Source organism: Lysobacter sp. 1R34A, from assembly GCF_051217035.1.
In the GTDB taxonomy this organism is placed as follows: domain Bacteria; phylum Pseudomonadota; class Gammaproteobacteria; order Xanthomonadales; family Xanthomonadaceae; genus Lysobacter.
Window position 1 is genome coordinate 48,192 of record NZ_JBPKJP010000011.1, and the last position, 26,510, is coordinate 74,701.

Here is a 26,510-nt window from a genome sequence, read left to right on the forward strand (position 1 = left end):
TTTTCTATTGCGGTAAAGGCCTGAGCCTTCACCGATCTCGTCGCGAACCTGCAATGCGTGGTCGCGGCTTGCGCCGCTCCTACAGAGATGGCGGCGCCGCGCCTGGACTTCCTGCGCCGATTTAGGCTTGGGCCTTGGCTGTTGCTTTGCGTCGCCGAGCACTAGCGAAGGCCATAGCAGACACGGAGGGCGGCCCGCAGGGATGCGGGCCGTTTGTCATCGGGACAGGGATGTCCGTATGAAAAATCCCGGCGTCGGCATCGATCGTGCGGGCTGGTGATTCAAAGAAAAGCAACTTCTTTGGTTACCTTTCTTTTGTTGCTTTAGACAAAAAAAAGTAACCCGCCGCTTTAGTGGCGGAAGCTTTGGGTTTGATCTTGATCCTGATCTTTGATCTTGATCCCCGATGAGAGGTACGCCGCAAGACCGCCGCAACGATGTCGCGGCTTGCGCCGCTCCTACCCTGGCGAAAGCGCACCGCTTCGACGGATGACGCCGGCCTCGTCACCTCTGCGTGTTCCGCGGTCGCGACTTACGTCGCTCCTACAAAGGCCCGGCCCTGCACGCAATGCTGCGTAGCGATCCCTGTAGGAGCGGCGTAAGCCGCGACCGCGACGCCTCGATCTCGCGCCGATGCCCGCGGTAGCCCGTCAGGGTAGGAGCGACGCAAGTCGCGACCGCGCCGTCTCCGGTTGCGACGCTTCCTTACCGCAGGGCGGAGAAGCAACATCAAGATCTGAAGCTTCCGCCCCCTAAAGGGTGCGGGTAACTTTCTCGTCGAAAGCAACAAAAGAAAGTCACCAAGGAAAAGTGCTTCTTCCTGCAAGGGCACAAGCCTGCACGATCGATGCCGACGCAGGGATGCTCCAGACAGGCCATCCATGGCTTGCTTGCGCACGGCCCGCATCCCTGCGGGCCGCCCTCCGGGTCTTCATTTGACCGGCAAAGCGGTGAAGCAGCAAAGCAAATAAAAATCTCGGCAACGGCAACGGCCGTCGCTGCTCCTGGGTAGGAGCGGCGCGAGCCGCGACCGCGACGCCTCAATCTTGCGCCGACGCTGACGGCAGCCTGCCAGGGTAGGAACGGCGCCCCACAGGAATTTTCTACGGTCGCAAGCAGCGACCACGCAACCGCACGCGCCCAGCCAAACCGTCAGCCGATCTTCAATCGAACGCGAACGCATCCAACGCCAGCGACCCCATCTCGTGCGAACGATGGATCGTGCGCGTCCTCGGTTCGTCGCCGGCGGCGCCCATCGCCACGAACAGCGGCATCAGGTGTTCGACGGTCGGGTGGGCGTGGCGCGCGTGCGGGGCCCGGTCTTGCCATTCGAGCAGGGCGGTATGGTCGCCGGCGGCAAGTTTGCCGTGCATCCAGGCGCTGAACTCGGCCGCCCACGGCGGCATCGGCGCGTCGCGATGGCGCCAGTCGAGATCGCCGAGGTTGTGCACGAAGCCGCCCGAGCCGATCACCAGCACGCCTTCGTCGCGCAGTCGGGACAGGGCGCGGCCGACCGCGTAGTGCTCGGCGGCGGTGCCGTGCGGCATCACCGACAACGGCACCACCGGGATGTCGGCCTGCGGGTACATGCGCCGCAACGGCACCCATACGCCGTGGTCGAGGCCGTGGTGGTCGCGCAACTTGGCCGGCAGGCCGGAGTCGACCAAGCGGTCGACCACCTCTTCGGCCAGGTCGGGCGAGCCGGCGGCGGGGTAGTCGATCCGGTACAGCGCTTCGGGGAAGCCGCCGAAGTCGTGCACGGTATGCGGGCGGTCGTGGCCGCCGACCATCGGCCGGTCGGTCATGAAGTGCGCCGAGGCGATCACGATCGCGCGCGGCCACGGCAACTGCTGGCCGAGATCGTCGAGAAAACGCCCGGCGGGCGTGTCCTCGACCGCCAGCATCGGAGAACCGTGGGAGAGAAACAGCGTCGGCAGGCGGGTCGGAATGTCCATGAGCCAAGGGTGATCCCGGTCGCGGGGTTTTCCAAGTTGACCCGACGTGCTGGATCGTTCTGCCGCTGTGCGCAATGCCGCTAATCAAGCCGCATTGTTGAGTGAGCTTCGCCGCGTAAGCGCCCCCGCCATAGAACCGCGCGCGGGGCCAGCGGACGGCCGACCCCGCCGCGTCGTCCGGGTCTGGCAAAATAGCCGGCTCACTCACCCGCAGGCCCCTTGCACATGAGCCACTTCGATATCCGTTCGACCGTCCGTCCCGACCCCGACAAGCCGATGGTGGACATCGCCGACTACGTCGCCGATTACAAGATCGATTCGAAAGAGGCTTACGACACCGCCCGCTACATGCTGCTGGATTCGCTGGCCTGCGCGGCGCTGGCGATGGACCACAAGGAATGCCTCAAGCACCTCGGCCCGCTGGTGCCGGGCGCGGAAATGAAGGGCGGCGCGCGCGTCCCCTATACCGGTCATGAGCTCGACCCGGTCCAGGCTGCCTACAACATCGGCGTGCAGATCCGCTGGCTCGACTTCAACGACACTTGGCTCGCCGCCGAATGGGGCCATCCGTCCGACAACCTCGGCGCCATCCTCGGCGTCGCCGACTATCTGGGCCGCAAGGCCGAGGCCGAAGGCGGCCAGGCCATGACCGTGCGCGACGTGCTCGGCCATGCGATCAAGGCCCACGAGATCCAGGGCGGCTACGCGCTCAAGAATTCGTTCAACCGCGTCGGCCTGGACCACGTGATCCTGGTGCGCCTGGCTTCGACCGCGGTCGCCACCCAGATGCTCGGCGGCGACAAGGACGCGATCGTCACCGCGGTCTCGCACTCGTGGATCGACAACGGCGTGCTGCGCACCTACCGCCACGCTCCGAACACCGGCCCGCGCAAGAGCTGGGCCGCCGGCGACGCCTGCCGCCGCGCCGTGACCCACGCCCTCAACGCGGTCAAGGGCGTGGTCGGCTACCCGAGCGCGCTGTCGGTCAAGACCTGGGGCTTCTACGACATCGCCTTCAAGGGCAAGCAGTTCGAGTTCGAGCGTCCGTTCGGCAGCTACGTGATGGAGAACGTGCTGTTCAAGATCAGCTTCCCGGCCGAGTTCCATGCCCAGACCGCGGTCGAGTGCGCGATGAAGCTGCACGAGCAGGTCAAGGACAAGCTGGACCAGATCGAGCGCATCGAGCTGGAGACCCAGGAAGCCGGCGTGCGCATCATCGACAAGACCGGCCCGCTGGCCAACTACGCCGACCGCGACCACTGCCTGCAGTACATGGTCGCCGTGCCGCTGATCTTCGGCCGCCTGACCGCCGACGATTACGTCGATGCGATCGCCGCCGACCCGCGCATCGACGCCCTGCGCGACAAGATGACGGTCAAGGAGAACGAACAGTTCACCAAGGACTACTTCGACCCCGACAAGCGCTACATCGGCAACTCGGTCCAGGTGTTCTTCAAGGACGGCACTTCGACCGACAAGGTCTCGATCGACTACCCGATCGGCCACCGCAAGCGCCGCGCCGAAGGCATCCCGGTGCTGATGGCCAAGTTCGAGGCCGCCGTCCGCGCCAAGCTGCCGGCGGCCCAGGCCGATCGCCTGCTGGCCCTGGCCAACAACCCGGCCGAGCTGGAAGCGTTGCCGATCACCGAGTTCATGGCGTTGTTCGCCCAGGCGGCCCGCTGATCGGCCCGCTGATCGACCCGGCCGTAATCACCACCCCGGATGTGCACAACCGGCGTTCGGATTCGGCACGCCGAAACTGAATGGATCGCGACCCGGTTCCATAATTCATGGAACTTGGTCGAATGTTAGACGGTTGTTAACACCGCTTTCACGTTGGCAAACCTACTCTGCGCGGGATGGCGTCATCAGGCGGCCGTCCTGAACGGTAGAAACCTCGCAGACGCGGTTTCCATTTTTTGAACCAAGGAGCTACAAGATGAATAAGAAACTCCTCTGCGCCGCCCTGCTGGGTGGCCTGAGCCTTGCCCAGGTCGCCAGCGCGCAGGACTTCGACGATCGTTGGTACCTGACCGGCGCTGCCGGCATGAACATCCAGGACAACGATCGCGGCACCCGCAACGCTCCGTTCGGCGCGATCGGCCTCGGCAAGTTCCTCAACAAGAACTGGTCGCTCGACGGTGAGCTGAACTACCAGAACCCGAAGTTCGACGCCAACCAGGACGCTAACTGGAGCCAGTACGGCATCTCGCTGGACCTGCGCCGCCACTTCGTCACCGACGGCCGCAACTGGAACCCCTACCTGCTGATGGGCCTGGGCTACCAGCGCTCGGAAGAGGAATACTTCATCCCGTCGCCGCTGTCGCCGGCTGACCGCAAGGACGGCAACTTCGCCGCCAAGGTCGGCGTCGGTATCCAGGGCGACCTGGGCCGCGTCGGCATCCGCACCGAGCTGGCGTACCGCGCCGACTTCGACGACAGCAGCGTCAACGCTCCGTCGGAAGACTGGTTCGGCGACGTGTTGGCTTCGGTCGGCATCGTGGTGCCGCTGGGTCCGGAACCCGTCGCTCCGGTCGGTCCGGCTCCGGTGGTCGAGCCGGGCTGCGCCGACAAGGACGACGACGGCGACGGCGTGAACAACTGCGACGACAAGTGCCCGGGTTCGCAGGCTGGCCAGACCATCGGTCCGGACGGCTGCCCGGTGCCGGTGACGATCGACCTGAAGGGCGTCAACTTCGACTTCGACAAGGCCACGCTGCGTCCTGACGCGGTGGCGATCCTGAACGAAGCCGCTGAGATCCTGAAGCGTTACCCCGACCTGAAGGTCGAGGTCGCCGGTCACACCGACTCGAAGGGCACCGATGCGTACAACCAGAAGCTGTCGGAGCGTCGCGCGAAGGCTGCGTACGACTACCTGACCAGCAATGGCGTGGACGCTGGCCGTCTGGTGGGTCCGGTGGGCTACGGCGAGAGCCGTCCGATCGCTCCGAACACCAACGAAGACGGTTCGGACAATCCGGAAGGCCGTGCGAAGAACCGCCGCACCGAGCTGAACGTGCAGAACTAAGCGACACCTGCGGGTTCTTCGGAACCCGCACTGCAACATCCGAAGCCCGGCCTTGCGCCGGGCTTCGTTTTTATTCGACGGCCAATCGCCTCCGATGCCCGTGCTGAAAATCCGACCGACGGCCCAATTCGTTTCTAAATACCGACCGTTCGTCGGGGCATTCGCTCGCAGGCGGGAAACCCGCGGCCGAAAACGTTAATTAACGAATCTGGTTTCACAGGGCTGAACTACGTTAAGTGGTATTAACAAACGCGTTGACAGTGTATGATCGCCCCCGCCAGTGACCGCGGCGCCGGCCTAGCCAGTGCTGAGCGTGTCTCTGTCACAGGAGTCAGCGCCGCATAAGACTGTCCCGATCAAACAGTCCGATCACCCCCCGTTCCGATCGATCTGAAGGAGTTAGATATGAAGATCCGTATGTTGAGCACCGCACTACTGGCGGGCTTGGCCTTTTCGCAAGCGGCCAGCGCACAAGATTTCGACGACCGTTGGTACCTGACCGGCGCCGCCGGCATGAACATCCAGGACAACGATCGCGGTACCCGCAACGCTCCGTTCGGCGCGATCGGCCTGGGCAAGTTCCTGAGCAAGAACTGGTCGCTCGACGGTGAGCTGAACTACCAGAACCCGAAGTTCGACGCCAACCAGGACGCTAACTGGAGCCAGTACGGCATCTCGCTGGACCTGCGCCGCCACTTCGTCACCGACGGCCGCAACTGGAACCCCTACCTGCTGATGGGCCTGGGCTACCAGCGCTCGGAAGAGGAATACTTCATCCCGTCGCCGCTGTCGCCGGCTGACCGCAAGGACGGCAACTTCGCCGCCAAGGTCGGCGTCGGTATCCAGGGCGACCTGGGCCGCGTCGGCATCCGCACCGAGCTGGCGTACCGCGCCGACTTCGACGACAGCAGCGTCAACGCTCCGTCGGAAGACTGGTTCGGCGACGTGTTGGCTTCGGTCGGCATCGTGGTGCCGCTGGGTCCGGAACCCGTCGCTCCGGTCGGTCCGGCTCCGGTGGTCGAGCCGGGCTGCGCCGACAAGGACGACGACGGCGACGGCGTGAACAACTGCGACGACAAGTGCCCGGGTTCGCAGGCTGGCCAGACCATCGGTCCGGACGGCTGCCCGGTGCCGGTGACGATCGACCTGAAGGGCGTCAACTTCGACTTCGACAAGGCCACGCTGCGTCCTGACGCGGTGGCGATCCTGAACGAAGCCGCTGAGATCCTGAAGCGTTACCCCGACCTGAAGGTCGAGGTCGCCGGTCACACCGACTCGAAGGGCACCGATGCGTACAACCAGAAGCTGTCGGAGCGTCGCGCGAAGGCTGCGTACGACTACCTGACCAGCAATGGCGTGGACGCTGGCCGTCTGGTGGGTCCGGTGGGCTACGGCGAGAGCCGTCCGATCGCTCCGAACACCAACGAAGACGGTTCGGACAATCCGGAAGGCCGTGCGAAGAACCGCCGCACCGAGCTGAACGTGCAGAACTAAGCGACACCTGCGGGTTCTTCGGAACCCGCACTGCAACATCCGAAGCCCGGCCTTGCGCCGGGCTTCGTTTTTTTGGGGCTTTGGAGGCCGGACATCGCGAGCAGGCCAGACCGCGGCGAGGCCTCGCCGGCGCCGAGGTAAACGGCGGGCGCCGCTCTACGGAGAGCTCGAGGAGCATCGCGCCGATCGCACGACGGGCCGCCGTGGACCGCATCCGCGCTGGTTGTTCGATCCGCTACCCGCGCCTACACTGGCGCATAGTCTTTGCACGCCGTCCGGGCATTCGCGCCCGGGCAGAATTTGGAGAGAGTCATGCGCCACGCCATCGCCGGATTGACCTTGTTCCTCATCGCTGGAGCGGCGCAGGCGCAAGGCGCCAGCAACTGCGCGGCGCTGACCGCCGCCCGCGTGCAGCCGGTGCAGCCGACCCTGATCGCGCCGATCTCGCCGGAACTGGTCGCGCCCTCGCATCAGCTCGGCGCGCCGACCGGCGTGCTCTCGCAGGCGCTCGACGAAGCGCTGTCGGTCGACCAGGTGCTGCTGCGCATCCGCCTCGACGGCTGCAACGTCGCCAAGGCCGCGCCGGCCTCGACCGGCATGCCTTCGGCCAACGATCCGGCCGCCTACAAGCCTAAGACCCAGTTCGACAACACGCCGTGGCGCTTCGACATGAGCCAGGGCGGCAAGCGCATGACCGCCGACGAGTTCAGCGCCTGGATGAAGGCCAAGGGCGTGCGCGTGGCCAAGGGCAACGGCACTGCGGCGCCCGCTGCTCCGGCCGCGACCCCGGTGGTCGAGCCGGCCCCGGTCGAACAGCCGAAGAAAAAGAAGTAAGCCTCGCCGCCGCGACGCGCTGCTTACGGCCGCGGGCCTCGCTCGCGGCCGTTTCGCTTTTGCGGTCCGCGATGGCCGCGAGCGCTGCGGCGAGAGCCGATGGGGCGGCGCTCCGCCGCCGCGTCGCGTTCGCTCCCGCCTTCGATGCCGCCTTGATCACGACCTTTGCCTTGAACAAGCTTCCGCCCCGACACGGTCTGGCCCGCGTGCTGTCCAAGCAAGGCCTGTGCTCGCGCAGCGAAGCGGCGAAGTGGATCGCCGCCGGCCGGGTCGCGGTCGACGGCCGCATCGTCCTCGATCCTGAGTTTCCGATCGTGCAGGGCCGCCATCGTATCGCCGTCGACGGCAACGCCATCGATGCCGCGCCGCGGCTATATCTGATGCTCAACAAGCCGCGCGGCCTGGTCACAACCGCCCAGGACGAGCGCGGCCGCGACACCGTCTACCGTTGCTTCGACGGCGCCGGCCTGCCGTGGCTGGCGCCGGTCGGACGCCTGGACAAGGCCAGCGAAGGCCTGCTGCTGTTCTGCAACGACCCGCAATGGGCGGCGCGCATCACCGATCCCGACTTCGGCCCGGACAAGACCTATCACGTCCAGATCGACACGCGTCCCGAGCCGGCCCTGCTGGCGGCGCTGCGCGAGGGCGTGGTCGAGGAGGGCGAACGCCTGCGCGCCAAGTCGGCGACCTTGCTGCGGGCCGGCGAGAAGAACGCCTGGCTCGAGATCGTGCTCGACGAGGGGCGCAACCGGCAGATCCGGCGCCTGCTCGCCGCCTTCGACATCGAAGTGTTGCGCCTGGTCCGCGTGGCGATCGGCCCGCTCGCGCTCGGCGAACTCGGCAAGCGCGAATGGCGCGTGCTCAGCGCGGCCGAGGCCGCGTCGCTGGTTTCGCCGGACTAAGAACCCGACTCATACGGCGTGCCCTCGTCCTCGCGCCAGCGCGCGAGGCGGGCGTCCAGCAAGTTCGCCACCACCTCGTAAGCGCGGGCGTCGCCGGGGCCGCGCGCATCGTGGCTGGCGCCCTTGCCGTGATTGCAGCGAGTGCAGGCGAGGGCGAGGTTGCGCGGGTCGTCGGCGTCCCCGCCGACTCTCGCGGTCAGGGCCGCCGCGGCGCGGCGGCCGAACCAGGCGCTCGGCACGACGTGTTCTAGCGAGGTCGAACCGATCGGCGCGCCGTCCTCGCCCAGGGCGAGCGCGCGCCGGCAATGCAGGCAACGCGTTCGCCACACGCCATCGTCGAAGCGCGCCAGCGCGTCGGTGCGCACGGCCTGCAACAGGCGGCGACGCAGGACGACGCGCATGCGCCCGGACCGATCAGGCCCGGATCAGGCCTGGATCACGCCGAGCTCGCGGCCGATCTTGATGAAGGCGTCGATGGCGCGGTCGAGGTGCGCGCGGGTATGCGCGGCCGACATCTGGGTGCGGATGCGCGCCTGGCCCTGCGGCACCACCGGGAAGAAGAAGCCGATCGCATAGATGCCTTCCTCGAGCAGCCGGGCCGCGAACTTCTGCGCCAGCGGCGCGTCGTACAGCATCACCGGGCTGATCGGGTGCACGCCGGGCTTCACGTCGAAGCCGGCCGCGGTCATGCGCTCGCGGAAATAAGCGGTGTTCTGCGCGAGTTGTTCGCGCAGCTCGCCGGCGGCCGAGAGCATCTCGAACGCCTTGATGCCGGCGGCGACCACGTGCGGCGGCAGCGAGTTCGAGAACAGATAGGGGCGCGAGCGCTGGCGCAGCAGCTCGACCACTTCCTTCCTGGCGGTGGTGAAGCCGCCGAGCGCGCCGCCCATGGCCTTGCCGAGGGTGCCGGTGAAGATGTCGATCTTGTCCATGACGCCCTTGACCTCGGCCGAGCCGCGGCCGCTGGCGCCGAGGAAGCCGGTCGCATGGCATTCGTCGATATGCACCAGCGCGCCGTACTTTTTCGCCAGCGCGGTGATTTCGTCGAGCGGGGCGATGAAGCCGTCCATCGAGAACACGCCGTCGCTGGTGATCAGCTTGGTCTTGCAACCGGCGGCATCGGCGGCCTGCAGCTGCTTTTCCAGGTCGGCCATGTCGCAGTTGGCGTAACGGAAGCGCTTGGCCTTGCACAGGCGCACGCCGTCGATGATCGAGGCGTGGTTGAGCGCGTCGGAGATGATCGCGTCGTTCTCGCCGAGCAACGGCTCGAACAGGCCGCCGTTGGCGTCGAAGCAGGCGGCGTAGAGGATCGTATCCTGCGTGCCGAAGAAGTCGGCGATGGTCTTCTCGAGCTGCTTGTGCAGGTCCTGAGTACCGCAGATGAAGCGCACCGAGGCCATGCCGAAGCCGTGCGTGTCGAGCGCGTCCTTCGCCGCCTGGATCACCTCGGGGTGATCGGCCAGGCCGAGATAATTATTGGCGCAGAAGTTCAGCACCGTGCGGCCGTCCTCGAGAGTGATCTCGGCCGACTGCGGGCTGGTGATGATGCGTTCGGCCTTGAACAGACCCTGGGCGCGGATCTCGTCGAGGGTGTCGGCGTAGTGCTGCGTGAGAGCGGGGGTCGGGCTCGATGCGTCGGACACGGGCGGTTTCCGATGGGGAGGAAAGCCGCCATTCTAGTCCAGACCTTTTGCTTGAGCCCGTACGGGTGGGTTATGCCGCTCGGAGGCTTAGGCTCACTCAGGCCGGGCAGGCGGGTAGGGCGAATAGGGCGAGCGGGTTTTTGCTGGTCCGCTTGGCGCATTAGGCCTCCATCGGCTTGTAACCGGGGCGGGTGAAGGGGCTGGCCCGTACCCGCCAGCATGTTGCGCTGGCCGTTTTATAAATCGCTGCTAGCGCGGGGATCGGTTTGACGCTAGTGGCGTCGTGCAGCGCTGTGGCCGTGCCTTTTCCGTTGTTCGTTCCGTTACCGTGCTGCCACTGCCACTGCCTTTGCCTTTGCCTTTGCGGGTGCGGCTCTAATCGCCGTCAGGATTTTGCTGTTGCCGTGCGTCGATACGCACTAGCGAAGGCTATGGAAGACCCGGAGGGCGGCCCGCATGGATGCGGGCCGTTTTTCATCGGGACAGGGATGTCCCGTATGAAAAAGCCCTGCGTCGGCAACGATCGTGCGGGCCTGTGATTCAAAACGAAAGCATTTTTCTTTGGTTACTTTCTTTTGTTGCTTATGACAAAAGAAAGTAACCCGCCGCTTTAGTGGCGGAAGCTTTGGGTTTGATCTTGATCTTGATCTTTGATCTTGATCCTGATCTTTGATTGAAAGAGACGCCGCAAGCCCGTCACAGCGTGGTCGCGGCTTGTGCCGCTCCTACCCTGGCGAAAGCGCACCACTTCGATGGATAAGGTCGGCCTTGCGGCCTCTGCGCGTCCCGCGGTCGCGACTTACGTCGCTCCTACAACGGCCACACCTTGAAAACGCAATGCTGCGAAGCGATCCCTGTAGGAGCGACGTAAGTCGCGACCGCGACGCCTCGATCTCGCGCCGATGCCGGCGGCAACCCGTCAAGGGGGTAGGAGCGACGCGAGGCGCGACCACGCTGTCTGCCGTTGCGGCGTTGCCGGCCGTAAGGCGGAGAAGCCAAGGCAGGATCTAAAGCTTCCGTCCGCTGACGCGGCCGGGTTACTTTCTTTTGTCTAAAGCAACAAAAGAAAGGTAACCAAAGAAAAGTGCTTTTCTTTGAATCAAAGGCCCGCACGATCGAAGCCGACGCAGGGATGCTCCAGACAGGCCATCCATGGCCTGCTTGCGCACGGCCCGCATCCCTGCAGGCCGCCCTCCGGGTCTGCTTTTGACCGGCAAAGCGGCAGAGCAAGGCAAATCAATATCTCGGCAACGGCAACGGCAGCAGCAATGTCACAACTGCGTCCGCAGCGGACAACGGCAACAGCAACAGCAACAGCAACAGCAACAGCAACAGCAACAGCCGAAACAACAACACCGCAACCGAACTCAGCGCGGGAAACTCCGCGCCATCACCCACGCCACGACGCTACCAACCCCGACGAAAGACTCACCACGCCCCCCGCAAACGCAACGAAGGCGCCCTAGGGCGCCCTCGTCGTGACCGTTGTCGCGTGGCCCATCGTGCCGCCAGGCGATGCGCCGGGCTCAGTTCCAGCTCAATACGACCTTGCCGGCCTTGCCCGCTTCCATCAGGTCGAACCCCTTCTGGAAATCGTCGATCGGCAACTGGTGGGTGAGCACCTTGCCGAGCGGGAAACCCGACAGCACCAACTGGGTCATCTTGTACCAGGTCTCGTACATCTTGCGGCCGTAGATGCCGTGCAGGGTCAGGCCCTTGAAGATGATCTTGTCCCAGTCGGCGCCGGCGCCCTTCGGCATGATGCCGAGCATGGCGATCTTGCCGCCGTGGTACATGCAGTCGAGCATGTCGTTGAAGGCGCGCGGGTTGCCGCTCATCTCCAGGCCGACGTCGAAGCCTTCCATGTGCAGGTCGGCCATCACGTCCTTGAGCGACTGGTTGGCGACGTTGACCACGCGGGTGGCGCCCATGTCGGCGGCGAGCTTGAGACGGAAATCGTTGACGTCGGTGACGACCACGTTGCGCGCACCGATGTGCTTGCAGATGCCCGCGGCGATGATGCCGATCGGGCCGGCGCCGGTGATCAGCACGTCCTCGCCGACCACGTCGAACTCGAGCGCGCAATGCGCGGCGTTGCCGTAGGGGTCGAAGAACGCGGCCAGCTCGCTCGGGATCTGGTCGGGGATCGGCCACAGGTTGCTCGCCGGCATGACGATGTATTCGGCGAAAGCGCCGTTGCGGTTGACGCCGATGCCGGTGGTGTTCGGGCACAGGTGCTGGCGGCCGGCGCGGCAGTTGCGGCAATGGCCGCAGACGATGTGGCCTTCGGCCGAGACGCGCTGGCCCGGGCGATAGCCGGTGACGCCGGGGCCGAGGTCGACGATGCGGCCGACGAACTCGTGGCCGATCACCAGGCCGGGCTGGATCGTGCGCTGGCTCCACTCGTCCCACAGGTAGATGTGCAGGTCGGTACCGCAGATCGCGGTCTTTTCGAGCTTGATCAGCACCTCGTTCGGGCCGGGCACCGGCACCGGGACTTCTTCCATCCAGATGCCCTTAGCGGCTTCGCGCTTGACCAGAGCCTTCATCGTTTGCGTCATGGGAATCGATACCTGAGAGCTGCGGCCGTGCCGCGCGGGAGACAGGCGCGAATTATACGCCGGCGATGCGGCCCGGGCCGGGCGTCGGTTTGCCCGCGCCGGCCGGTCTGGCCTATCGTCGCGGCTTCGTAATCGTCCGGAACGACCATGCGCCCCCGTGTGTTAGCCCTGTCCCTGGCGCTGTGCGCCACCGCCGCCCAGGCCGACGAAGGCATGTGGATGCCCTCGCAACTGCCCGAGATCGCGCGCCAGCTGCGCGCCGCCGGTTTCAAGGGCGACCCGGCCGACTTGGCCGAGTTGACCCGTGCGCCGATGAACGCGGTGGTCAAGGTCGGCGGCGCCACCGGCGCCTTCGTCTCCGGCGAGGGCCTGGTGCTGACCAATCATCACGTGGCCTTCGGCGTCATCCAGTACAACTCCAAGCCGGAGCGCGATCTCATCGGCAACGGTTTCGTCGCCGCCGACCGCGCCGCCGAGCTGCCGGCCAACCCGGATTTCCGCGTGCTGGTCACCACCGGTTTCGACAAGGTCACCGAACGCATCCTCGCCGATGCCCGCGGCAAGCGCGGTCGCGCTTACTACGAAGCCGTCGATGCGGCGACCAAGGCGGTCGTCGCCGAATGCGAACGAGACGGCGGACATCGCTGCAGCGTCGCCAACATGTACTACGGCACCGACTTCTATCTGATCCGCCAGCTGGAGCTGCGCGACATCCGCCTGGTCTACGCGCCGCCGGACGCGATCGGCAACTACGGCGACGAGGTCGACAACTTCGTCTGGCCGCGCCACAGCGGCGATTTCACCCTGTTGCGCGCCTACGTCGGCAAGGACGGCAAGCCGGCCGATTATTCGCCGGACAACGTGCCCTACAGCCCGCCGGGACACCTGCAGATCGCCACCGATCCGGTGCGCGAAGGCGATTACGCGATGCTCGCCGGTTATCCCGGCGTGACCTTCCGCCACCGCATGGCCGCCGAGTTCGCCCAGCAGATCGAGTGGCAGCTGCCCTCGCGCGTGGCCTTGTACGCCGGCATGATCAAGACTGTCGAACAGGCCGCGGCCTCCGACGCCGAAGCCAAGGTGCGCTATGCGGCGCAGGTGGCCGGCTTCAAGAACACGCTCAAGCGCGCCCAGGGCGAACTCGACGGCCTGCGGCGCAGCGATGCGGTGCGCGTACGCCGCGACGACGAGGCCGCGATGCTGGCCTGGCTGGCCAGGCAGCCCGATGCGAATGCGATCCGCGCCGACATCGACGCGGCGCAGAAAGTGCTCGATGCCGCCGCCGCGACCCGCGACCGCGATCAGTTGCTGACCGCGATCCGCACCCAGGCGCAGCTGTTGAATGCCGCGCTGACCCTGCAGCGCCTGGCGCTGGAACACGGCAAGCCCGACGCCGAGCGCGAGACCGGTTATCAGCAGCGCGACGAAACCCTGATCGCCGGCCGCCTCAAGCAAGTGCAGCGCCGCTATGCGCCGGAAGTCGAGAAGGCCCTGCTGCTGGACCTGCTGGGCCAGTACAAGGCGCTGCCGAAGGTCTCGCGCGTGCCCGAGTTCGACCGGGTCTTCGCCGGCGAAGACGCCGCAGGCCTCAAGCGCAGCCTCGACGCGCTGTACGCCGGCACCCGCCTCGGCGACGAAGCGGTGCGCCTGCAGGCGATGCAGGCCGACGCCAAGGCCCTGGCCGCCTCCGACGATAGCCTGTTGCGCGCCGCGGCGACCTTGCTGCCGGCGATCCTGGCACTGGAAGAACAGAACAAGACCCGCGAAGGCGAACTGCTGCGCCTGCGCCCGGCGTACATGCGTGCGCTGATAGGCTTTCGCAAGTCGCAGGGCCGTGCGGTATACCCGGACGCCAACTCAACCCTGCGCGTGAGCTACGGCGCGGTCAGCGCCATGGACCCGCGCGACGGCGTGCGTTACCGGCCGCTGACCACCGTGCAGGGCATCGTCGAGAAACACACCGGCGTCAAACCCTTCGATGCGCCGCAGGCCTTGCGCGATGCGATCGCCAAGGGCGATTACGGCAGCACCCTCGATCCCGAACTGAAGACCCAGACCGTCGATTTCCTGACCAACCTCGACACCACGGGCGGCAATTCCGGCTCGCCCGTGCTCGACGCCAACGGCCGCCTGATCGGCCTGAATTTCGACAGCAACTGGGAAGCGGTCAGCGCCAGCTGGATGTTCGACCCGCGCTACAAGCGCGCGATCCACGTCGACATGCGCTACATGCGCTGGCTGCTGGCCAAGGTCTATCCGGCTCCGCATTTGCTGCGCGAGATGCGCTTGCCCGGGGAATGAGCGGGTGGCAGGAACGAGTGAGAAGAAACGAGTGGGAAGAAACGAGTGAGAAGAAACTAGGAACGAGTCGGAGACCGCCGCTGCGTTTCTAGTTCCTAGTTGCTCTTCACTCGTTACTCTCCTTGGTTTCTTTCCGCTACGCCCGCCCATGGTCAGCCCGCCCGCCGCGGGCTAGACTCTTCATCGTTTTTTCCATTCGAATCAGGGGTATACGCATGCGCTACACGCTATTGGCCGCGGCCGTCGCGGCAGGGACGCTGGGCTTGGGCCTGGCCACGACGGCCCGGGCCGTCGAAGGCATGTGGGTGCCGCAGCAGTTGCCCGAGATCTCCGCGCCGCTGAAGCAGGCCGGGCTCAAGCTCAACGCCAAGCAGCTCGCCGACCTTACCGGCGACCCGATGGGCGCGGTGGTTTCGCTCGGCGGCTGCACCGCCAGCTTCGTCTCGCCGCGCGGCCTGGTGGTGACCAACCACCATTGCGCATACGGCGCGATCCAGCTCAATTCGACCGCACAGAAGAACCTGATGCGCGATGGCTTCAACGCCGCAACTGCGGGCGATGAAGTCTCGGCCGGCCCGGCCTCGCGCATCTACGTGCTCGATTCGATCCAGGACGTGACCGCGCAAATCAAGGTTGCGATCGACGAGGCGGTCGAGCCGATCGACCGCACCCACGCGCTGGAGACGGTCGAGAAGCGGTTGATCGCCCAGTGCGAGGCCGAGCCCGGCTACGCGTGCGAGGTCTACAGCTTCTTCGGCGGCAGCACCTACCGCCTGTTCCGGCGCATGGAGATCAAGGACGTGCGCCTGGTCTACGCGCCGCCCGGCAGCGTCGGCAACTACGGCGGCGAAGTCGACAACTGGATGTGGCCGCGCCACACCGGCGACTTCTCGTTCTACCGCGCCTACGTCGGCAAAGACGGCAAGCCGGCCGCATACGCGAAGGACAACGTGCCCTACCAGCCCAAGCATTACCTGAAGATCGCCGACAAGCCGCTCGGCGAGGGCGACTTCGTCATGGTCGCTGGCTACCCCGGCCGCACCAACCGTTACGCCCTGGCGGCCGAGTTCGACGCCACCGCGGACTGGTCCTATCCGACCCTGTCGCAGCACTACAAGAACCTGGTCGCGCTGGTCGGGCGGACCGCGAAGCAGGACCCCGAGATCGGCGTGAAGTACGCCAGCACCGTGCGCGGCTGGCAGAACACGCTGAAGAACTACGACGGCCAGCTCGAAGGCTTCGAGCGCATCGGCGCGGCGAAGAAGAAGCACGCCGACGAACAGGCGGTGCTGGCCTGGCTCGGCAAGCGCGGCAAGGCCGGCGCGCCGGCGCTGGCCGGCCACGCCAAGATGCTCGAGCAGATCGAAGCCGCCAACGCGCACCGCGAGCGCGACATGGTGTTCTCGCAGTTGCGCCGCTTCGGCGTGATCGCGGCGTCCGCCACCCTGTATCGCCTCTCGGTCGAGCGCGCCAAGCCCGACGCCGAGCGCGAACCCGGCTACCAGCAGCGCGATCTGCCTTCGATCAAGGCCGCGCTGGAGCAGATGGAGCGCCGCTACGACCCGCGCATGGACCGCGAGCTGCAGGCGTATTGGCTGCGCGAATACGTCAAGCTGCCGGCCGGCGAGCGCATCGCCGAGCTGGACCGCTGGCTCGGCGGTTCCGACGAGAAGGCGATCAAGCGCGCGCTCGACAAACTGGCCAAGACCAAGCTCGGCAGCGCCAAGGAGCGCCTGGCGCTGATCGACGACGACCGCGCCGCGATGGACAAGAGCCGCGATCCGGCGATCCAGATGGCCAAGGCGTTGTTCCCGGCGGCGCTGCGTCTGGAGGAAGAGGGCAAGGCCCGCGACGGCGAAACCCTGGTCGCGCGCCCGGCCTATCTGCAGGGCGTGATCGACTATCGCAAGAGCAAGAAGCAGGCGGTCTATCCGGACGCCAACTCGACCCTGCGCATCACCTTCGGCAACGTCAAGGCCTACACCAAGCTCGACGGCAGCAAGCAGGCCTCGTTCACCAAGCTCGAAGAGGTCGCCGCCAAGGCCACCGGCGAGGAGCCGTTCAACGCGCCGCAGAACCTGATCGACGCGATCTCGGCCAAGCGCTATGCCGGCCTCAGCGACAAGCGCCTGAAGACGGTGCCGGTGAACTTCCTGTCCGACCTGGACATCACCGGCGGCAACTCCGGTTCGCCGGTGCTCGACGGCGAGGGCAAACTGGTCGGCCTGGCTTTCGACGGCAACTGGGAGTCGGTGAGCTCGAACTGGCTGTTCGACCCGGTGATGACCCGGATGATCTCGGTCGACCAGCGCTACATGCGCTGGATCATGCAGGAGGTCTACCCGGCGCCGCAGCTGCTGACCGAGCTCGGCGTGCCGGCGAAGAAGTAAGACGCCGCAAGCGCCTGTCGCCGCAAACGCCGGTCGGTTCCCCGACCGGCGTTTGCGTTTGTGCGAGGGCGGCGACGCAAAGGGGGTAAGAGCGGTGCGAGCCGCGACCGTATGACCGCCCGTGACCGCGCCATCTCCGGTCGGGGTGGACTCGCCTAACTAACGAAATTTTTAGATTGCCGGCCGCATTCGCGCGCGCCGACGCTGAAGCGCGACGAACTGCATCGTCGCGGGGCCCCGCTTCGACGGATCCGGAATGGCCTTCGCAGAAACAGCCGGGCTAGACTCGACCTCCCGCCTTCCAAGGGACGCTTTGATGCAATACACGGTGCTGGCCCGATCATTGGCCATGGCAGGGACGTTGTCGTGCACGCTGGCCTGGCATGGGGCCGCCCGGGCAGTCGAGGGCGTATGGACGCCTCAGCAATTCCCCGAACTCGCGGGCAAGCTCAAGCAGGCCGGCCTGCGGGCGACGCCCAAGCAACTCGCGCAATTGAGCGATCCCAAGGGCGACCCGCTCGGCGCGGTGGTGCCGTTCGGCGGCTGCACCGCGAGCTTCGTCTCGCCCAAGGGTTTGCTGCTGACCAACCACCATTGCGCGCTCGCCGCGCTGCAGCTCAACTCGACCCCGCAGAAAAGCCTGCTGCGCGACGGGTTCAAGACCGGCACCAACAACGAGGAAGTCTCGGCCGGCGCCAACGCCCGCATCTTCGTGCTGGACTCGGTCCAGGACGTCACCGCGCGGGTGCAGGCGGCGCTGACCGCCGCGCCCGATCCGCTCGCGCGCATCGCCGCGCTCGACGCGCTGGAGAAACAACTGGTCGCCGAGTGCGAGACCCAGGCCGAGTACGGCTGCCGTCTGTACAGCTTCTCCGGCGGCAACCGCTACCAGTTGCAGCGCAGCATCGAGATCAGCGACCTGCGCCTGGTCTATGCGCCGCCAGAAGGCATCGGCAACTTCGGCGGCGAGACCGACAATTGGTCCTGGCCGCGCCACACCGGCGATTTCGCTTTCTACCGCGCCTACGTCGGCAAGGACGGCAAGCCGGCGCCGTTCGCGATCGACAACGTACCCTACCAGCCCAAGCGCTGGCTCAAGATCGCCGACAAGCCGCTCGGCGCCGGCGATTTCGTCATGCTCGCGGGCTTTCCGGGCATGACCAACCGCTACGCCATGGCCGACGACTTCGAGGCCAATGCCGATTGGACCTATCCGACCGTCGCCGCGCATTACCGCCGCCTCGCCGCGCTGATCGAAGCCGAAGGCCGCAAGAGTCCGGAGGTCGCGAGCAAGTACGCCGGCACCCTGCGCGGTTGGCTGGGCGCGGCCAAGAGTTACGAAAGCCAGATCGAGAGTTTCCGCCGCACCCACGCGGCCCAGGCCAAGCGCAGCGAAGAGACCGGCTTGCTCGAATGGCTGCGCAAGCAGGGCGCGGCCGGCGAGCCGGCCCTGGCCGCGCACGCGCGCCTGGTCGAACTCGGCCAACAGGCACGCGCCGAGCGCGACCGCGACCTGGTGCTGGGCCAGTTGTACGCTACCGGCACGCTCAATGCCGCGACCCAGTTGTACCGGATGGCGATCGAGCGCGAGAAGCCCGACGCGCAACGCGAGAACGGCTACCGCCAGCGCGACCAGGGCGCGTTCGAGAACCGGCTCAAGCAGGCCGACCGCCGCTTCGATGTGCGCATGGACCGGCAGTTGCAGAATTACTGGCTGCACGAGTACGTGAAGCTGCCGAAACAGCAGCGTGTCGCCGCGCTCGACCAATGGCTCGAAGGCGACGACGAAAAGGCGATCAAGCGTGCCCTCGACCGCATCGCCAAATCGCGCCTGGGCAACCCCGAACAGCGCGCGGCCTGGCTCAAGGCCGACCGCGCCGCCTTCGAGAAAAGCAAGGACGCCGGCAAGGACGGCGCGATCCAGTTCGCGGTTGCGGTGATGCCGACGATGCTGGAGATGGAGCGCGAAATCCGCAGCCGCGCCGGCGAGACCCTGAGCGTGCGCCCGGTCTACCTGAAAGCCTTGGCCGACTATCGCAAGGGCCTCGGCACGCCGGTTTATCCCGACGCCAACGGTTCCCTGCGCATCAGCTACGGCACCGTGTCGCCCTACACCAAGGGCAACGGCGCCAAGCAACTGCCGTTCACCCGGATCGAGGAAATCGCCGCGCGCAACAGCGGCAAGCCTCCGTTCGACGCCCCGCCGGCCTTGCTCGACGCGATCGCGGCCAAGCGTTACAGCGCCAATCTCGTCGACAAGCGCCTGGGCTCGGTGCCGGTGAATTTTCTCGCCGACCTCGACATCATCGGCGGCAACTCCGGCTCGCCGGTGCTGGACGGGCAGGGCAAGCTGGCCGGCCTCGCCTTCGACAGCAACTGGGAATCGGTCAGCGCAAGCTGGCTGTTCGACCCCGCGATGACCCGCACCATCTCGGTCGACCAGCGTTACCTGCGCTGGGTGCTGCAGGACGTGTTCCCGGCGCCGAGGTTGCTGGCGGAGATGGGAGTGCCGGCGAGCGGGAAGTAGTTGGGCCGCGTCCCGGCGCTGGCCGTTGATGCTGTTTCGTAACAGGTGTGGCGTTCGCTTGTCTCTTGCCTACGCCTTGCGTCGCTGTTGCTTCCATCGCCGTCCCAGTTGTCTCAGCCGTTGCAGTTGCCGTTGCAGTTGCTGTTGTCTTTGCTGTTGCTGTTGCTGTGCGCGGCTACGCGCTTGCGAAAGCAATGGAAGACCCAAAGGGCGGCCCGCAGGGATGCGGGCCGTTTTTTTCATCGGGACAGGGAGGTCCCGTATGTAGATCGCCGCGTCGGCATCGATCGTGGCGGGCCCCTTGATTCAAAACAAAGCCACTTCTTTGGTTGCCTTTCTTTTGTTGCTTTAGACAAAAGAAAGTAACCCGCCGCTTTAGTGGCGGAAGCTTTGGGTTTGATCTTGATCTTGATCCTGATCTTTGATCTTGATCCCCGATGAGAGGTACGCCGCAAGACCGCCGCAACGATGTCGCGGCTTGCGCCGCTCCTACCCTGGCGATGGATCGCTGCTTCGGCGAATGGCGACGGCCTCGTCATCTATGCGCGTCTCGCGGTCGCGACTCACGTCGCTCCTACAAAGGCCAGGCCCTGCACGCAATGCTGCGTAGCGATCCCTGTAGGAGCGGCGTAAGCCGCGACCGCGACGCCTCGATCTCGCGCCGATGCGGGGCGGTAGCCCGTCAGGATAGGAGCGACGCAAGTCGCGGCCGCGGCGTATCCCGTTGCGGCGTTTCTTACCGTAAAGCTTAGAAGCCAAATCAATAGCAAAGCTTCCGCCCCCTAAAGGGTGCGGGTAACTTTCTTTTATCCAAAGCAACAAAAGAAAGTCACCAAAGAAAAGTGCTTCTTCTTGAAAGGGCACAGGCCCGCACGATCGGTGCCGACGCAGGGATGCTCCAGACAGGCCATCCATGGCCTGCTTGCGCATGGCTCGCATCCCTGCGGGCCGCCCTCCGGGTCTGCTTTTGACCGGCAAGGCGCAGAGCAGATCTCGGCAACGGCAACGGCAACGGCAACGGACGCACCCAAAAAAAGGGCCGGCATGCGCCGGCCCTTTCTCTACCCCAATACGCAACGCCTCAGCGAGGATTGCAGACCAGATGGCCGACGCTGTAGCTGGAGGTGCGCACGCCCGATTCGGTGTACACGCCCTCGCAGCTCAGCTGCGCTTGGCCGACGATTTTTCCGCTGGCGTCGAAATACACGTAGAACTCGCCGATTTCGTCCGGGCCCGGCGGACGGGCGAGGGCGGCGGTGGCGACGAGGGCGGCGACGAGGCCCAGACCGAGGGCGAAAGATTTACGCATGACGAACTCCCATCTTTGCAAAGCAGATTGGATGCCCGGCGCGGCGAAGGACACGGGGCCGGGCGGTGGCGCGATCTTCGATGGTGCGGGCGCTATGCGCCAAGCGTCGCTCACGCTCGACGGTGTCGTGCCGTTGCGCCGATCGCTCAGACCGGTGGTGCGGGACGTACGAGGCGGCCGCTACGTTGCCGACGCGCGACATGGACCGTGCCGCGGCGAAACGCAAAGGCGGCGGCCGCCGGCCGATCAGATTTCAGGATCGCAGATGAAATAACCGTCGCTGTAGTTCTTGGTGAACTTGCCCCAGGACTCGCGAGTGTTGTCGCAGTGGATCGCCGAGTAGCCGACGACGGTGCCGTTGTCGTCGTAATAGGTGTAGAACTGGCCGGGGCCGGTGGGGCCGATTGCCGCGACCGCGGCGCCGACCGCGGCGAGCGCCGCCAGGCCGAGCGTCAGAGCGAGTTTCTTGCGCATGGTGTTCTCTCTTCGGATGCCGGCAGGACACCGGCGCCACGACGCTAGGACCCGGGTGGCGATTTCTCAATGTGCCATCGCGACTCGATTCGTATCTTTGTGACGCGGTTCCGAAGCGCAATCGCAAATTGCTAATTCCTGCACAAAACGTATTGCGCCCGCGCGAGGGCGGCGGCCGCAGTCATGAACGCGGCCGCGCTTGCAAGCGGCGTTCGGCTGACTTAGGCTGCCCGGGCAGTCGCGGATTCCCATGCCAGCCGGCCCCGTCTCCCGACCCGTGTCAGATGCCGCCTCATGCGGCGCCGCTGTCCAGCGGCATCGTGGCCCCAGCTTCAGCCTGGAGGGCGCGAGATCCAACCGTAGTGCCGGCTCGCTCGTGCTCCGTGGTCTGTCCCCTACGACCTGGAGCTTGCGATGAAAGTACTGGCCTGCGATGGCATTCATGAAGACGGTCTGGCCCTGTTCCGCGATGCGGGCTGGGAAGTCGTCGTATCCGAACCGATCAAGGACACCGCGGCCCTGGCCCAGGCCCTGGTCGGCGTCGACGCCGTGCTGGTGCGTTCGGCGACCAAGGTGCCGGCCGAAGCGCTCGCCGACGCCACCCAACTGCGGGTGATCGGCCGTGCCGGCGCCGGCGTCGACACCATCGACGTCGAGGCCGCCACCGAACGCGGCATCGCGGTCATGAACGCGCCCGACGGCAACACCCTGGCCGCGGCCGAGCACGCGATCTCGCTGCTGTTCGCGCTCGCGCGCCATATCCCGCGCGCCGATGCCGGCATGAAGGCCGGCGAGTGGCCGAAGGCGGGCCTGACCGGTTTCGAACTCGAAGGCAAGAAACTCGGCGTGATCGGCCTGGGCCGCATCGGCGGCACGGTCGCGCGCAAGGCCCAGGGCATCGGCATGGAAGTCGCCGCGCACGACCCCTTCCTGCCGGCGTCCGCCGCCGGCAAGGGCAGCGTGCCGCTGAAGACGCTCGAGGACCTGCTGGCCTGGGCCGACGTCGTCACCCTGCACATCCCGCGCACCAAGGAAACCACCAACCTGCTCTCGGACACGAGCATGCGCCGGATGAAGAAGGGCGCCTACTTGATCAACGCCGCGCGCGGCGGGCTGGTCGACGAGGCCGCTTTGTTGCAGTTGATCGAAGAAGGCCACATCGCCGGCGCCGCGCTGGATACGTTCGTCACCGAACCGCTGCCGGCCGACTCGGCGCTGCGCGCCAACCCCAAGCTGATCCTGACCCCGCACCTGGGTGCCTCGACCAGCGAAGCGCAGCAGGCGGTGAGCACCATCCTGGCCCGCCAGATCATCGATTTCGTCGCCACCGGCGCGGTCGCCGGCTGCGTCAACCTGCCGCCGCTGACCGCCGAAGCCGCGCGCGAATCCGGCCCGTGGATGCCGCTGATGTCCTCGCTCGGCCGCCTCGCCGCACGCCTGGTGCCGGCGCCGACGCGCCTGGAAATCACCTACGCCGGGCGCACCGAAGCGCTCGACACGCGTCCGCTGACGCGCCTGTTGGTCGCGGCCTTGCTCGGTACCGCCTCGGGTCGCGTCACCCCGGTCAACGCCTTGCAGGAAGCGGCCGCTCGCGGCCTGACCGTGGCCGAGACCCTCGGCGGCGACGGCGACGGTTTCGACCGTTTGCTCAAGCTGCGCGTGGTCGGCGAGAAGCGCACCCGCGAAATCGAAGCGACTCTGCATCGCGGCCCGCGCGTTGTGCGCCTGGACGGCGTCGAGATCGAATTCGACCCGCAGGCGCATGTGCTGTTGCTGCGAAACGAAGACCGTCCGGGCATGATCGGCGCGGTCGGTTCGCAACTCGGCGCGGCCGGCGTCAACATCGTCAACTTCGCCCTCGGCGCGGCCGGCGACGGCCAGGCGCGCGCGGCGATTACCGTCGACCGCCCGGTCAACGAACAGCAGCTCGCGCTGCTGCGCGCGACCCCCGGCATCCTCTCGCTGGCGCAGGTCTGATCATGCGCATCCTGCTTGCCCGTCATGGAGAAACCCCGTGGAACGCCGAAGGCCGCTATCAGGGCCAGGAGGACATCGCGCTGTCGCCGGTCGGCGAAGCCCAGGCCACGGCGCTCGGCGCGCGCCTGCGCGACGTGTCGATCACCCGTGCCGTCGCCTCGCCGCTGTCGCGCGCGCGCCGTACCGCCGAGCTCGCTCTCGGCAGCGAACGCGCGAGCCTGTTGCAGCTCGACCCCGGCCTGATGGAAATCGCTCACGGCACCTGGGAAGGCCTGCTCGCCAGCGAAATCCGCGAGCGCGACGGCGACCGCCTGCGCGCCTGGCGCGACACCCCGCATGAGGTGTTGATGCCCGGCGGCGAATCGATCGTGCACGTGCTCGACCGCGCCTGGCCGGCGTTCGTGCGCGCCTGCGACGGCCTGCGTGCCGACGACACCTTGCTGATCGTCGCCCACGACGCCGTCAACCGCGTCCTGCTGTGCCGCGTGCTCGGCATCCCCTTGTCGAAGCTGTGGACCTTCCGCCAGGCGCCGACCACCCTGAACCTGCTCGAGGGCGACAGCGTCGACACCCTCGACGTGGTGCGCTTGAACGACTGCAGTCACCACACCGCCTTGTTCGGCGAAGCGGTGCATCGGGCGTTGTAATGGAAATAGGTTGACCGGAACGGGCGCTTCCTTGGAGGCGCCCGTTTTTGTTTGAGGATACGAGCGCCGGTGATGCGATCCTCAGGGCGCCGTGAGCCATCCTTAAGTTGCGATTGCATCGGGTCGAAGCCCCGAAGCTGCACTTGGCTATGCGTAGTTCTTCGCCTTGGCCTTGGCCGTCGCCTTGGCCTTCCCCTTGGCCTCGCCATGCCATCGCCATTGCAGTGACCATTGCTATTGCTATTGCTATTGCTGTGCGTAGCCGAGCACTCGCGAAGGCTAACGAAGACTCGGAGGGCGGCGCGCAGGGATGCGCGCCGTTTTTCATCGGGACAAGGAGGTCCCGTATGAAAAAGCCCTGCGCCGGCATCGAACGTGTGGGCCCTTGATTCAAAGAGAAGCATTTTTCTTTGGTTACCTTTCTTTTGTTGCTTTAGACAAAAGAAAGTAACCCGCCGCTTTAGTGGCGGAAGCTTTGGGTTTGATCTTGATCTGATCTCGCTCGGTTGAACGATGCGCCGCAAGACCGCTGCAGCGATGTCGCGGCTTGCGCCGCTCCTACCCTGGCGAGGGCGAGCCGCTTCGACGAGCGGCGACGGCCTCGTTGTCTCTGCGTGCCCCGCGGTCGCGACTCACGTCGCTCCTACAGGAAGCAGAGACAGCCTGGATTCGAGAGTGTCGGCGCGAGATGGTCGCAACGGTGTCGCGGCTTGCGCCGCTCCTACCCTGGCGAGGGCGAGCCGCTTCGACGAGCGGCGACGGCCTCGTTGTCTCTGCGTGCCCCGCGGTCGCGACTCACGTCGCTCCTACAGGAAGCAGAGACAGCCTGGATTCGGGAGTGTCGGCGCGAGATAGTCGCAACGGTGTCGCGGTTTGCGCCGCTCCTACCCTGGCGATAGCGCGCCGCTTCGACGAGCGGCGACGGCTTGGTTATCTCTGCGTGCCCCGCGGTCGCAACTCACGTCGCTCCTACAGGGCTGGCTTCGCGGCGACACGCTCATGCGACGACTCCAGGGTAGGAGCGACGCAAGTCGCGACCGCGTTCTGGCGGTAGCCGCGCCAGCACACGGGCCAACCGCTGCCGCAGCGGCGGTCGGCGAGCCGCCGTTGCCGACGCGGCAAGTCCCAATCAGGCCGCCCAACCCGGTGCCCACCAGGCCCCGACGACCGGCCCCCGATGATCCCAGCGTACCCGCCCATCAGGACGCGCGACCGGCCCAGCACCGCGGCCGAACCGCCGAACCGCCCGCACCGGCCGATCAACCCAGCAATCAACCCGGCCGGCGTATCTGCGAGAATTCGCGCCATGCAACGCACGCTCGCCGACTGGCTCTCCCACATCGAACGCATCCACCCCAAGTCCATCGACATGGGGCTGGACCGCATCCGCGTCGTCTCCCAGCGCCTGGGCCTCAAGCGCCCGGCCCGCAAGGTCGTCACCGTCGGCGGCACCAACGGCAAGGGCTCGACGGTCGCCTTCATCGAGGCGATCGCGCGCGCCGCCGGCTGGCGCGTCGGCGCCTACACCTCGCCGCATCTGCTGGCCTATAACGAACGGGTGCGGATCGGCGGCGCCGATGCCGAGGACGCCGCCCTGGTCGAGGCCTTCGAGGCCATAGAGGCCGCACGCGGCGAGGTCGTGCTGACCTATTTCGAGTACGGCACCCTGGCGGCGCTGTGGCTGTTCGAGCGCGCCAGGCTGGACCTGGCGATCCTCGAGGTCGGGCTCGGCGGCCGCCTGGACGCGACCAACCTGGTCGACCCGGACGTCGCGGTGATCACCACCGTCGACCTCGACCACCAGGATTACCTGGGCCACGACCGCGAGAGCATCGGCTTCGAGAAGGCCGGCATCGCCCGCGGCTGGAAGCCGCTTATCCTCGGCGACGACGATCCGCCGTCGAGCGTGCTGCGCCATGCGTATGCGATCGGCGCTTCGGCGGTGCGCGCGGGCTGCGACTTCTTCTTCGAGGCGCTGCCGCCGCACGCCGAACGGCCCGACGAGGTCCCCCGCTGGCAATGGCGCGAGGTCGGCTACCGCGTCGAGTTGCCGATGCCGGCGCTGGCCGCGCCGGCGCAGATGCGCAACGCCGCGGTCGCGGTGGCCGCGCTGCGGGCGCTGGGCAAGTCGCCCACCCGCCAGCAGTTCGCCGAGGGCGTGGCCGCCGCGCACGTGCCCGGGCGCCTGCAGCGGTTCGATCGCGGCGGGGTCGAGATCGTGGTCGATGTCGGCCACAACCCGCAGGCCGCGCGCGAATTGGCGGCCTGGCTGGCGGCCGAACCGGCCCGGGGCCGCACCCACGCGGTATTCGCCGCGCTCGGCGACAAGGACGTAGCCGGCGTCGCCGCCGCCTTGCAGGAGGGCATCGACGCCTGGCATCTGGCCGGGCTGGCCGAGAGCGGTCCGCGCGGAGTCGATGTCGAGGCTTTCGCCGAGCGCCTGCGCGGCAGCGCGGCCGGCGAGGGCA

General features: G+C 66.6%; 18 protein-coding genes. 11 read left to right on the top strand and 7 right to left on the bottom strand.

Going from position 1 to position 26,510, the window contains the following annotated elements; translation table 11 throughout:
• Nucleotides 1–1,163: 1,163 nt before the first annotated feature.
• On the bottom strand, nt 1,164–1,955 hold the full coding sequence (locus ACSAMQ_RS05630; RefSeq protein WP_435394711.1) for a DODA-type extradiol aromatic ring-opening family dioxygenase: 792 nt from the start codon (nt 1,953–1,955) through the stop codon (nt 1,164–1,166).
• Nucleotides 1,956–2,180: 225 nt separating this feature from the next.
• Between ACSAMQ_RS05630 and ACSAMQ_RS05635 the strand changes: the two genes are divergently transcribed.
• The 5 genes from ACSAMQ_RS05635 to ACSAMQ_RS05655 all read left to right on the top strand — a co-directional run bounded on the left by ACSAMQ_RS05635 (nt 2,181) and on the right by ACSAMQ_RS05655 (nt 8,213).
• On the top strand, nt 2,181–3,638 hold the full coding sequence (locus ACSAMQ_RS05635; protein WP_435394712.1) for a bifunctional 2-methylcitrate dehydratase/aconitate hydratase: 1,458 nt from the start codon (nt 2,181–2,183) through the stop codon (nt 3,636–3,638).
• A gap of 256 nt (nt 3,639–3,894) precedes the next feature.
• Nucleotides 3,895–4,983 carry an OmpA family protein gene (locus tag ACSAMQ_RS05640; protein WP_435394713.1) on the top strand — a complete coding sequence of 363 codons (1,089 nt, stop codon included), beginning with the start codon at nt 3,895–3,897 and terminating at the stop codon, nt 4,981–4,983.
• Nucleotides 4,984–5,388: 405 nt separating this feature from the next.
• A complete protein-coding gene (locus ACSAMQ_RS05645) occupies nt 5,389–6,477 on the top strand; it encodes an OmpA family protein (protein ID WP_408950707.1) in 1,089 nt (362 codons plus the stop codon).
• A gap of 312 nt (nt 6,478–6,789) precedes the next feature.
• Nucleotides 6,790–7,311 carry a hypothetical protein gene (locus tag ACSAMQ_RS05650; RefSeq protein WP_435394714.1) on the top strand — a complete coding sequence of 174 codons (522 nt, stop codon included), beginning with the start codon at nt 6,790–6,792 and terminating at the stop codon, nt 7,309–7,311.
• A gap of 71 nt (nt 7,312–7,382) precedes the next feature.
• On the top strand, nt 7,383–8,213 hold the full coding sequence (locus ACSAMQ_RS05655; protein ID WP_435394715.1) for a pseudouridine synthase: 831 nt from the start codon (nt 7,383–7,385) through the stop codon (nt 8,211–8,213).
• On the opposite strand, the gene ACSAMQ_RS05660 is transcribed toward ACSAMQ_RS05655, so the two are convergent.
• The 4 genes from ACSAMQ_RS05660 to tdh all read right to left on the bottom strand — a co-directional run bounded on the left by ACSAMQ_RS05660 (nt 8,210) and on the right by tdh (nt 12,417).
• Nucleotides 8,210–8,614 (bottom strand): HNH endonuclease, encoded by a 405-nt coding sequence (locus tag ACSAMQ_RS05660; protein ID WP_435394716.1) that lies wholly within the window; start codon nt 8,612–8,614, stop codon nt 8,210–8,212. The genes ACSAMQ_RS05655 and ACSAMQ_RS05660 overlap by 4 nt on opposite strands.
• Before the next feature lie 24 nt (nt 8,615–8,638).
• Nucleotides 8,639–9,856: a glycine C-acetyltransferase gene (gene kbl, locus ACSAMQ_RS05665; protein WP_435394717.1), complete on the bottom strand. Its 1,218-nt coding sequence runs from the start codon at nt 9,854–9,856 to the stop codon at nt 8,639–8,641.
• A 1,236-nt stretch (nt 9,857–11,092) separates the two neighbouring features.
• The gene (locus ACSAMQ_RS05670; RefSeq protein WP_435394718.1) at nt 11,093–11,254 is read right to left on the bottom strand and encodes a hypothetical protein; all 162 of its coding nucleotides are present in this window, start codon (nt 11,252–11,254) and stop codon (nt 11,093–11,095) included.
• A 128-nt stretch (nt 11,255–11,382) separates the two neighbouring features.
• On the bottom strand, nt 11,383–12,417 hold the full coding sequence (tdh, locus tag ACSAMQ_RS05675) for an L-threonine 3-dehydrogenase (protein WP_435394719.1): 1,035 nt from the start codon (nt 12,415–12,417) through the stop codon (nt 11,383–11,385).
• Nucleotides 12,418–12,564: 147 nt separating this feature from the next.
• Here tdh and ACSAMQ_RS05680 point away from each other — a divergent pair, with 147 nt between their 5' ends.
• The 3 genes from ACSAMQ_RS05680 to ACSAMQ_RS05690 all read left to right on the top strand — a co-directional run bounded on the left by ACSAMQ_RS05680 (nt 12,565) and on the right by ACSAMQ_RS05690 (nt 19,635).
• Nucleotides 12,565–14,718 carry a S46 family peptidase gene (locus ACSAMQ_RS05680; RefSeq protein ID WP_435394720.1) on the top strand — a complete coding sequence of 718 codons (2,154 nt, stop codon included), beginning with the start codon at nt 12,565–12,567 and terminating at the stop codon, nt 14,716–14,718.
• A 215-nt stretch (nt 14,719–14,933) separates the two neighbouring features.
• The gene (locus ACSAMQ_RS05685) at nt 14,934–17,108 is read left to right on the top strand and encodes a S46 family peptidase (protein ID WP_435394721.1); all 2,175 of its coding nucleotides are present in this window, start codon (nt 14,934–14,936) and stop codon (nt 17,106–17,108) included.
• Between the two features lie 349 nt (nt 17,109–17,457).
• The gene (locus ACSAMQ_RS05690; RefSeq protein ID WP_435394722.1) at nt 17,458–19,635 is read left to right on the top strand and encodes a S46 family peptidase; all 2,178 of its coding nucleotides are present in this window, start codon (nt 17,458–17,460) and stop codon (nt 19,633–19,635) included.
• Nucleotides 19,636–20,716: 1,081 nt separating this feature from the next.
• On the opposite strand, the gene ACSAMQ_RS05695 is transcribed toward ACSAMQ_RS05690, so the two are convergent.
• Entirely contained in the window at nt 20,717–20,944 is a 228-nt protein-coding gene (locus ACSAMQ_RS05695; RefSeq protein ID WP_435394723.1) for a DUF6289 family protein, read from the bottom strand.
• Nucleotides 20,945–21,190: 246 nt separating this feature from the next.
• Entirely contained in the window at nt 21,191–21,418 is a 228-nt protein-coding gene (locus tag ACSAMQ_RS05700; protein WP_435394724.1) for a DUF6289 family protein, read from the bottom strand.
• A 414-nt stretch (nt 21,419–21,832) separates the two neighbouring features.
• Between ACSAMQ_RS05700 and serA the strand changes: the two genes are divergently transcribed.
• From serA to folC, 3 genes are all read left to right on the top strand, one after another.
• A complete protein-coding gene (gene serA / locus ACSAMQ_RS05705; RefSeq protein ID WP_435394725.1) occupies nt 21,833–23,395 on the top strand; it encodes a phosphoglycerate dehydrogenase in 1,563 nt (520 codons plus the stop codon).
• A gap of 2 nt (nt 23,396–23,397) precedes the next feature.
• The gene (locus ACSAMQ_RS05710) at nt 23,398–24,042 is read left to right on the top strand and encodes a histidine phosphatase family protein (protein ID WP_435394726.1); all 645 of its coding nucleotides are present in this window, start codon (nt 23,398–23,400) and stop codon (nt 24,040–24,042) included.
• A gap of 1,306 nt (nt 24,043–25,348) precedes the next feature.
• Nucleotides 25,349–26,510 (top strand): bifunctional tetrahydrofolate synthase/dihydrofolate synthase (folC, locus tag ACSAMQ_RS05715; RefSeq protein WP_435394727.1); only part of this gene is annotated, 1,162 nt, incomplete at its 3' end.

What these genes read in the sequence shown, in the direction of transcription:
- ACSAMQ_RS05630 (WP_435394711.1), bottom strand. Translation starts at nt 1,955, where the DNA reads ATGGACATTCCGACCCGCCTGCCGACGCTGTTTCTCTCCCACGGTTCT.
- ACSAMQ_RS05635 (WP_435394712.1), top strand. Translation starts at nt 2,181, where the DNA reads ATGAGCCACTTCGATATCCGTTCGACCGTCCGTCCCGACCCCGACAAG.
- ACSAMQ_RS05640 (WP_435394713.1), top strand. Translation starts at nt 3,895, where the DNA reads ATGAATAAGAAACTCCTCTGCGCCGCCCTGCTGGGTGGCCTGAGCCTT.
- ACSAMQ_RS05645 (WP_408950707.1), top strand. Translation starts at nt 5,389, where the DNA reads ATGAAGATCCGTATGTTGAGCACCGCACTACTGGCGGGCTTGGCCTTT.
- ACSAMQ_RS05650 (WP_435394714.1), top strand. Translation starts at nt 6,790, where the DNA reads ATGCGCCACGCCATCGCCGGATTGACCTTGTTCCTCATCGCTGGAGCG.
- ACSAMQ_RS05655 (WP_435394715.1), top strand. Translation starts at nt 7,383, where the DNA reads ATGGCCGCGAGCGCTGCGGCGAGAGCCGATGGGGCGGCGCTCCGCCGC.
- ACSAMQ_RS05660 (WP_435394716.1), bottom strand. Translation starts at nt 8,614, where the DNA reads ATGCGCGTCGTCCTGCGTCGCCGCCTGTTGCAGGCCGTGCGCACCGAC.
- tdh (WP_435394719.1), bottom strand. Translation starts at nt 12,417, where the DNA reads ATGACGCAAACGATGAAGGCTCTGGTCAAGCGCGAAGCCGCTAAGGGC.
- ACSAMQ_RS05680 (WP_435394720.1), top strand. Translation starts at nt 12,565, where the DNA reads ATGCGCCCCCGTGTGTTAGCCCTGTCCCTGGCGCTGTGCGCCACCGCC.
- ACSAMQ_RS05685 (WP_435394721.1), top strand. Translation starts at nt 14,934, where the DNA reads ATGCGCTACACGCTATTGGCCGCGGCCGTCGCGGCAGGGACGCTGGGC.
- ACSAMQ_RS05690 (WP_435394722.1), top strand. Translation starts at nt 17,458, where the DNA reads ATGGCAGGGACGTTGTCGTGCACGCTGGCCTGGCATGGGGCCGCCCGG.
- ACSAMQ_RS05695 (WP_435394723.1), bottom strand. Translation starts at nt 20,944, where the DNA reads ATGCGTAAATCTTTCGCCCTCGGTCTGGGCCTCGTCGCCGCCCTCGTC.
- ACSAMQ_RS05700 (WP_435394724.1), bottom strand. Translation starts at nt 21,418, where the DNA reads ATGCGCAAGAAACTCGCTCTGACGCTCGGCCTGGCGGCGCTCGCCGCG.
- serA (WP_435394725.1), top strand. Translation starts at nt 21,833, where the DNA reads ATGAAAGTACTGGCCTGCGATGGCATTCATGAAGACGGTCTGGCCCTG.
- ACSAMQ_RS05710 (WP_435394726.1), top strand. Translation starts at nt 23,398, where the DNA reads ATGCGCATCCTGCTTGCCCGTCATGGAGAAACCCCGTGGAACGCCGAA.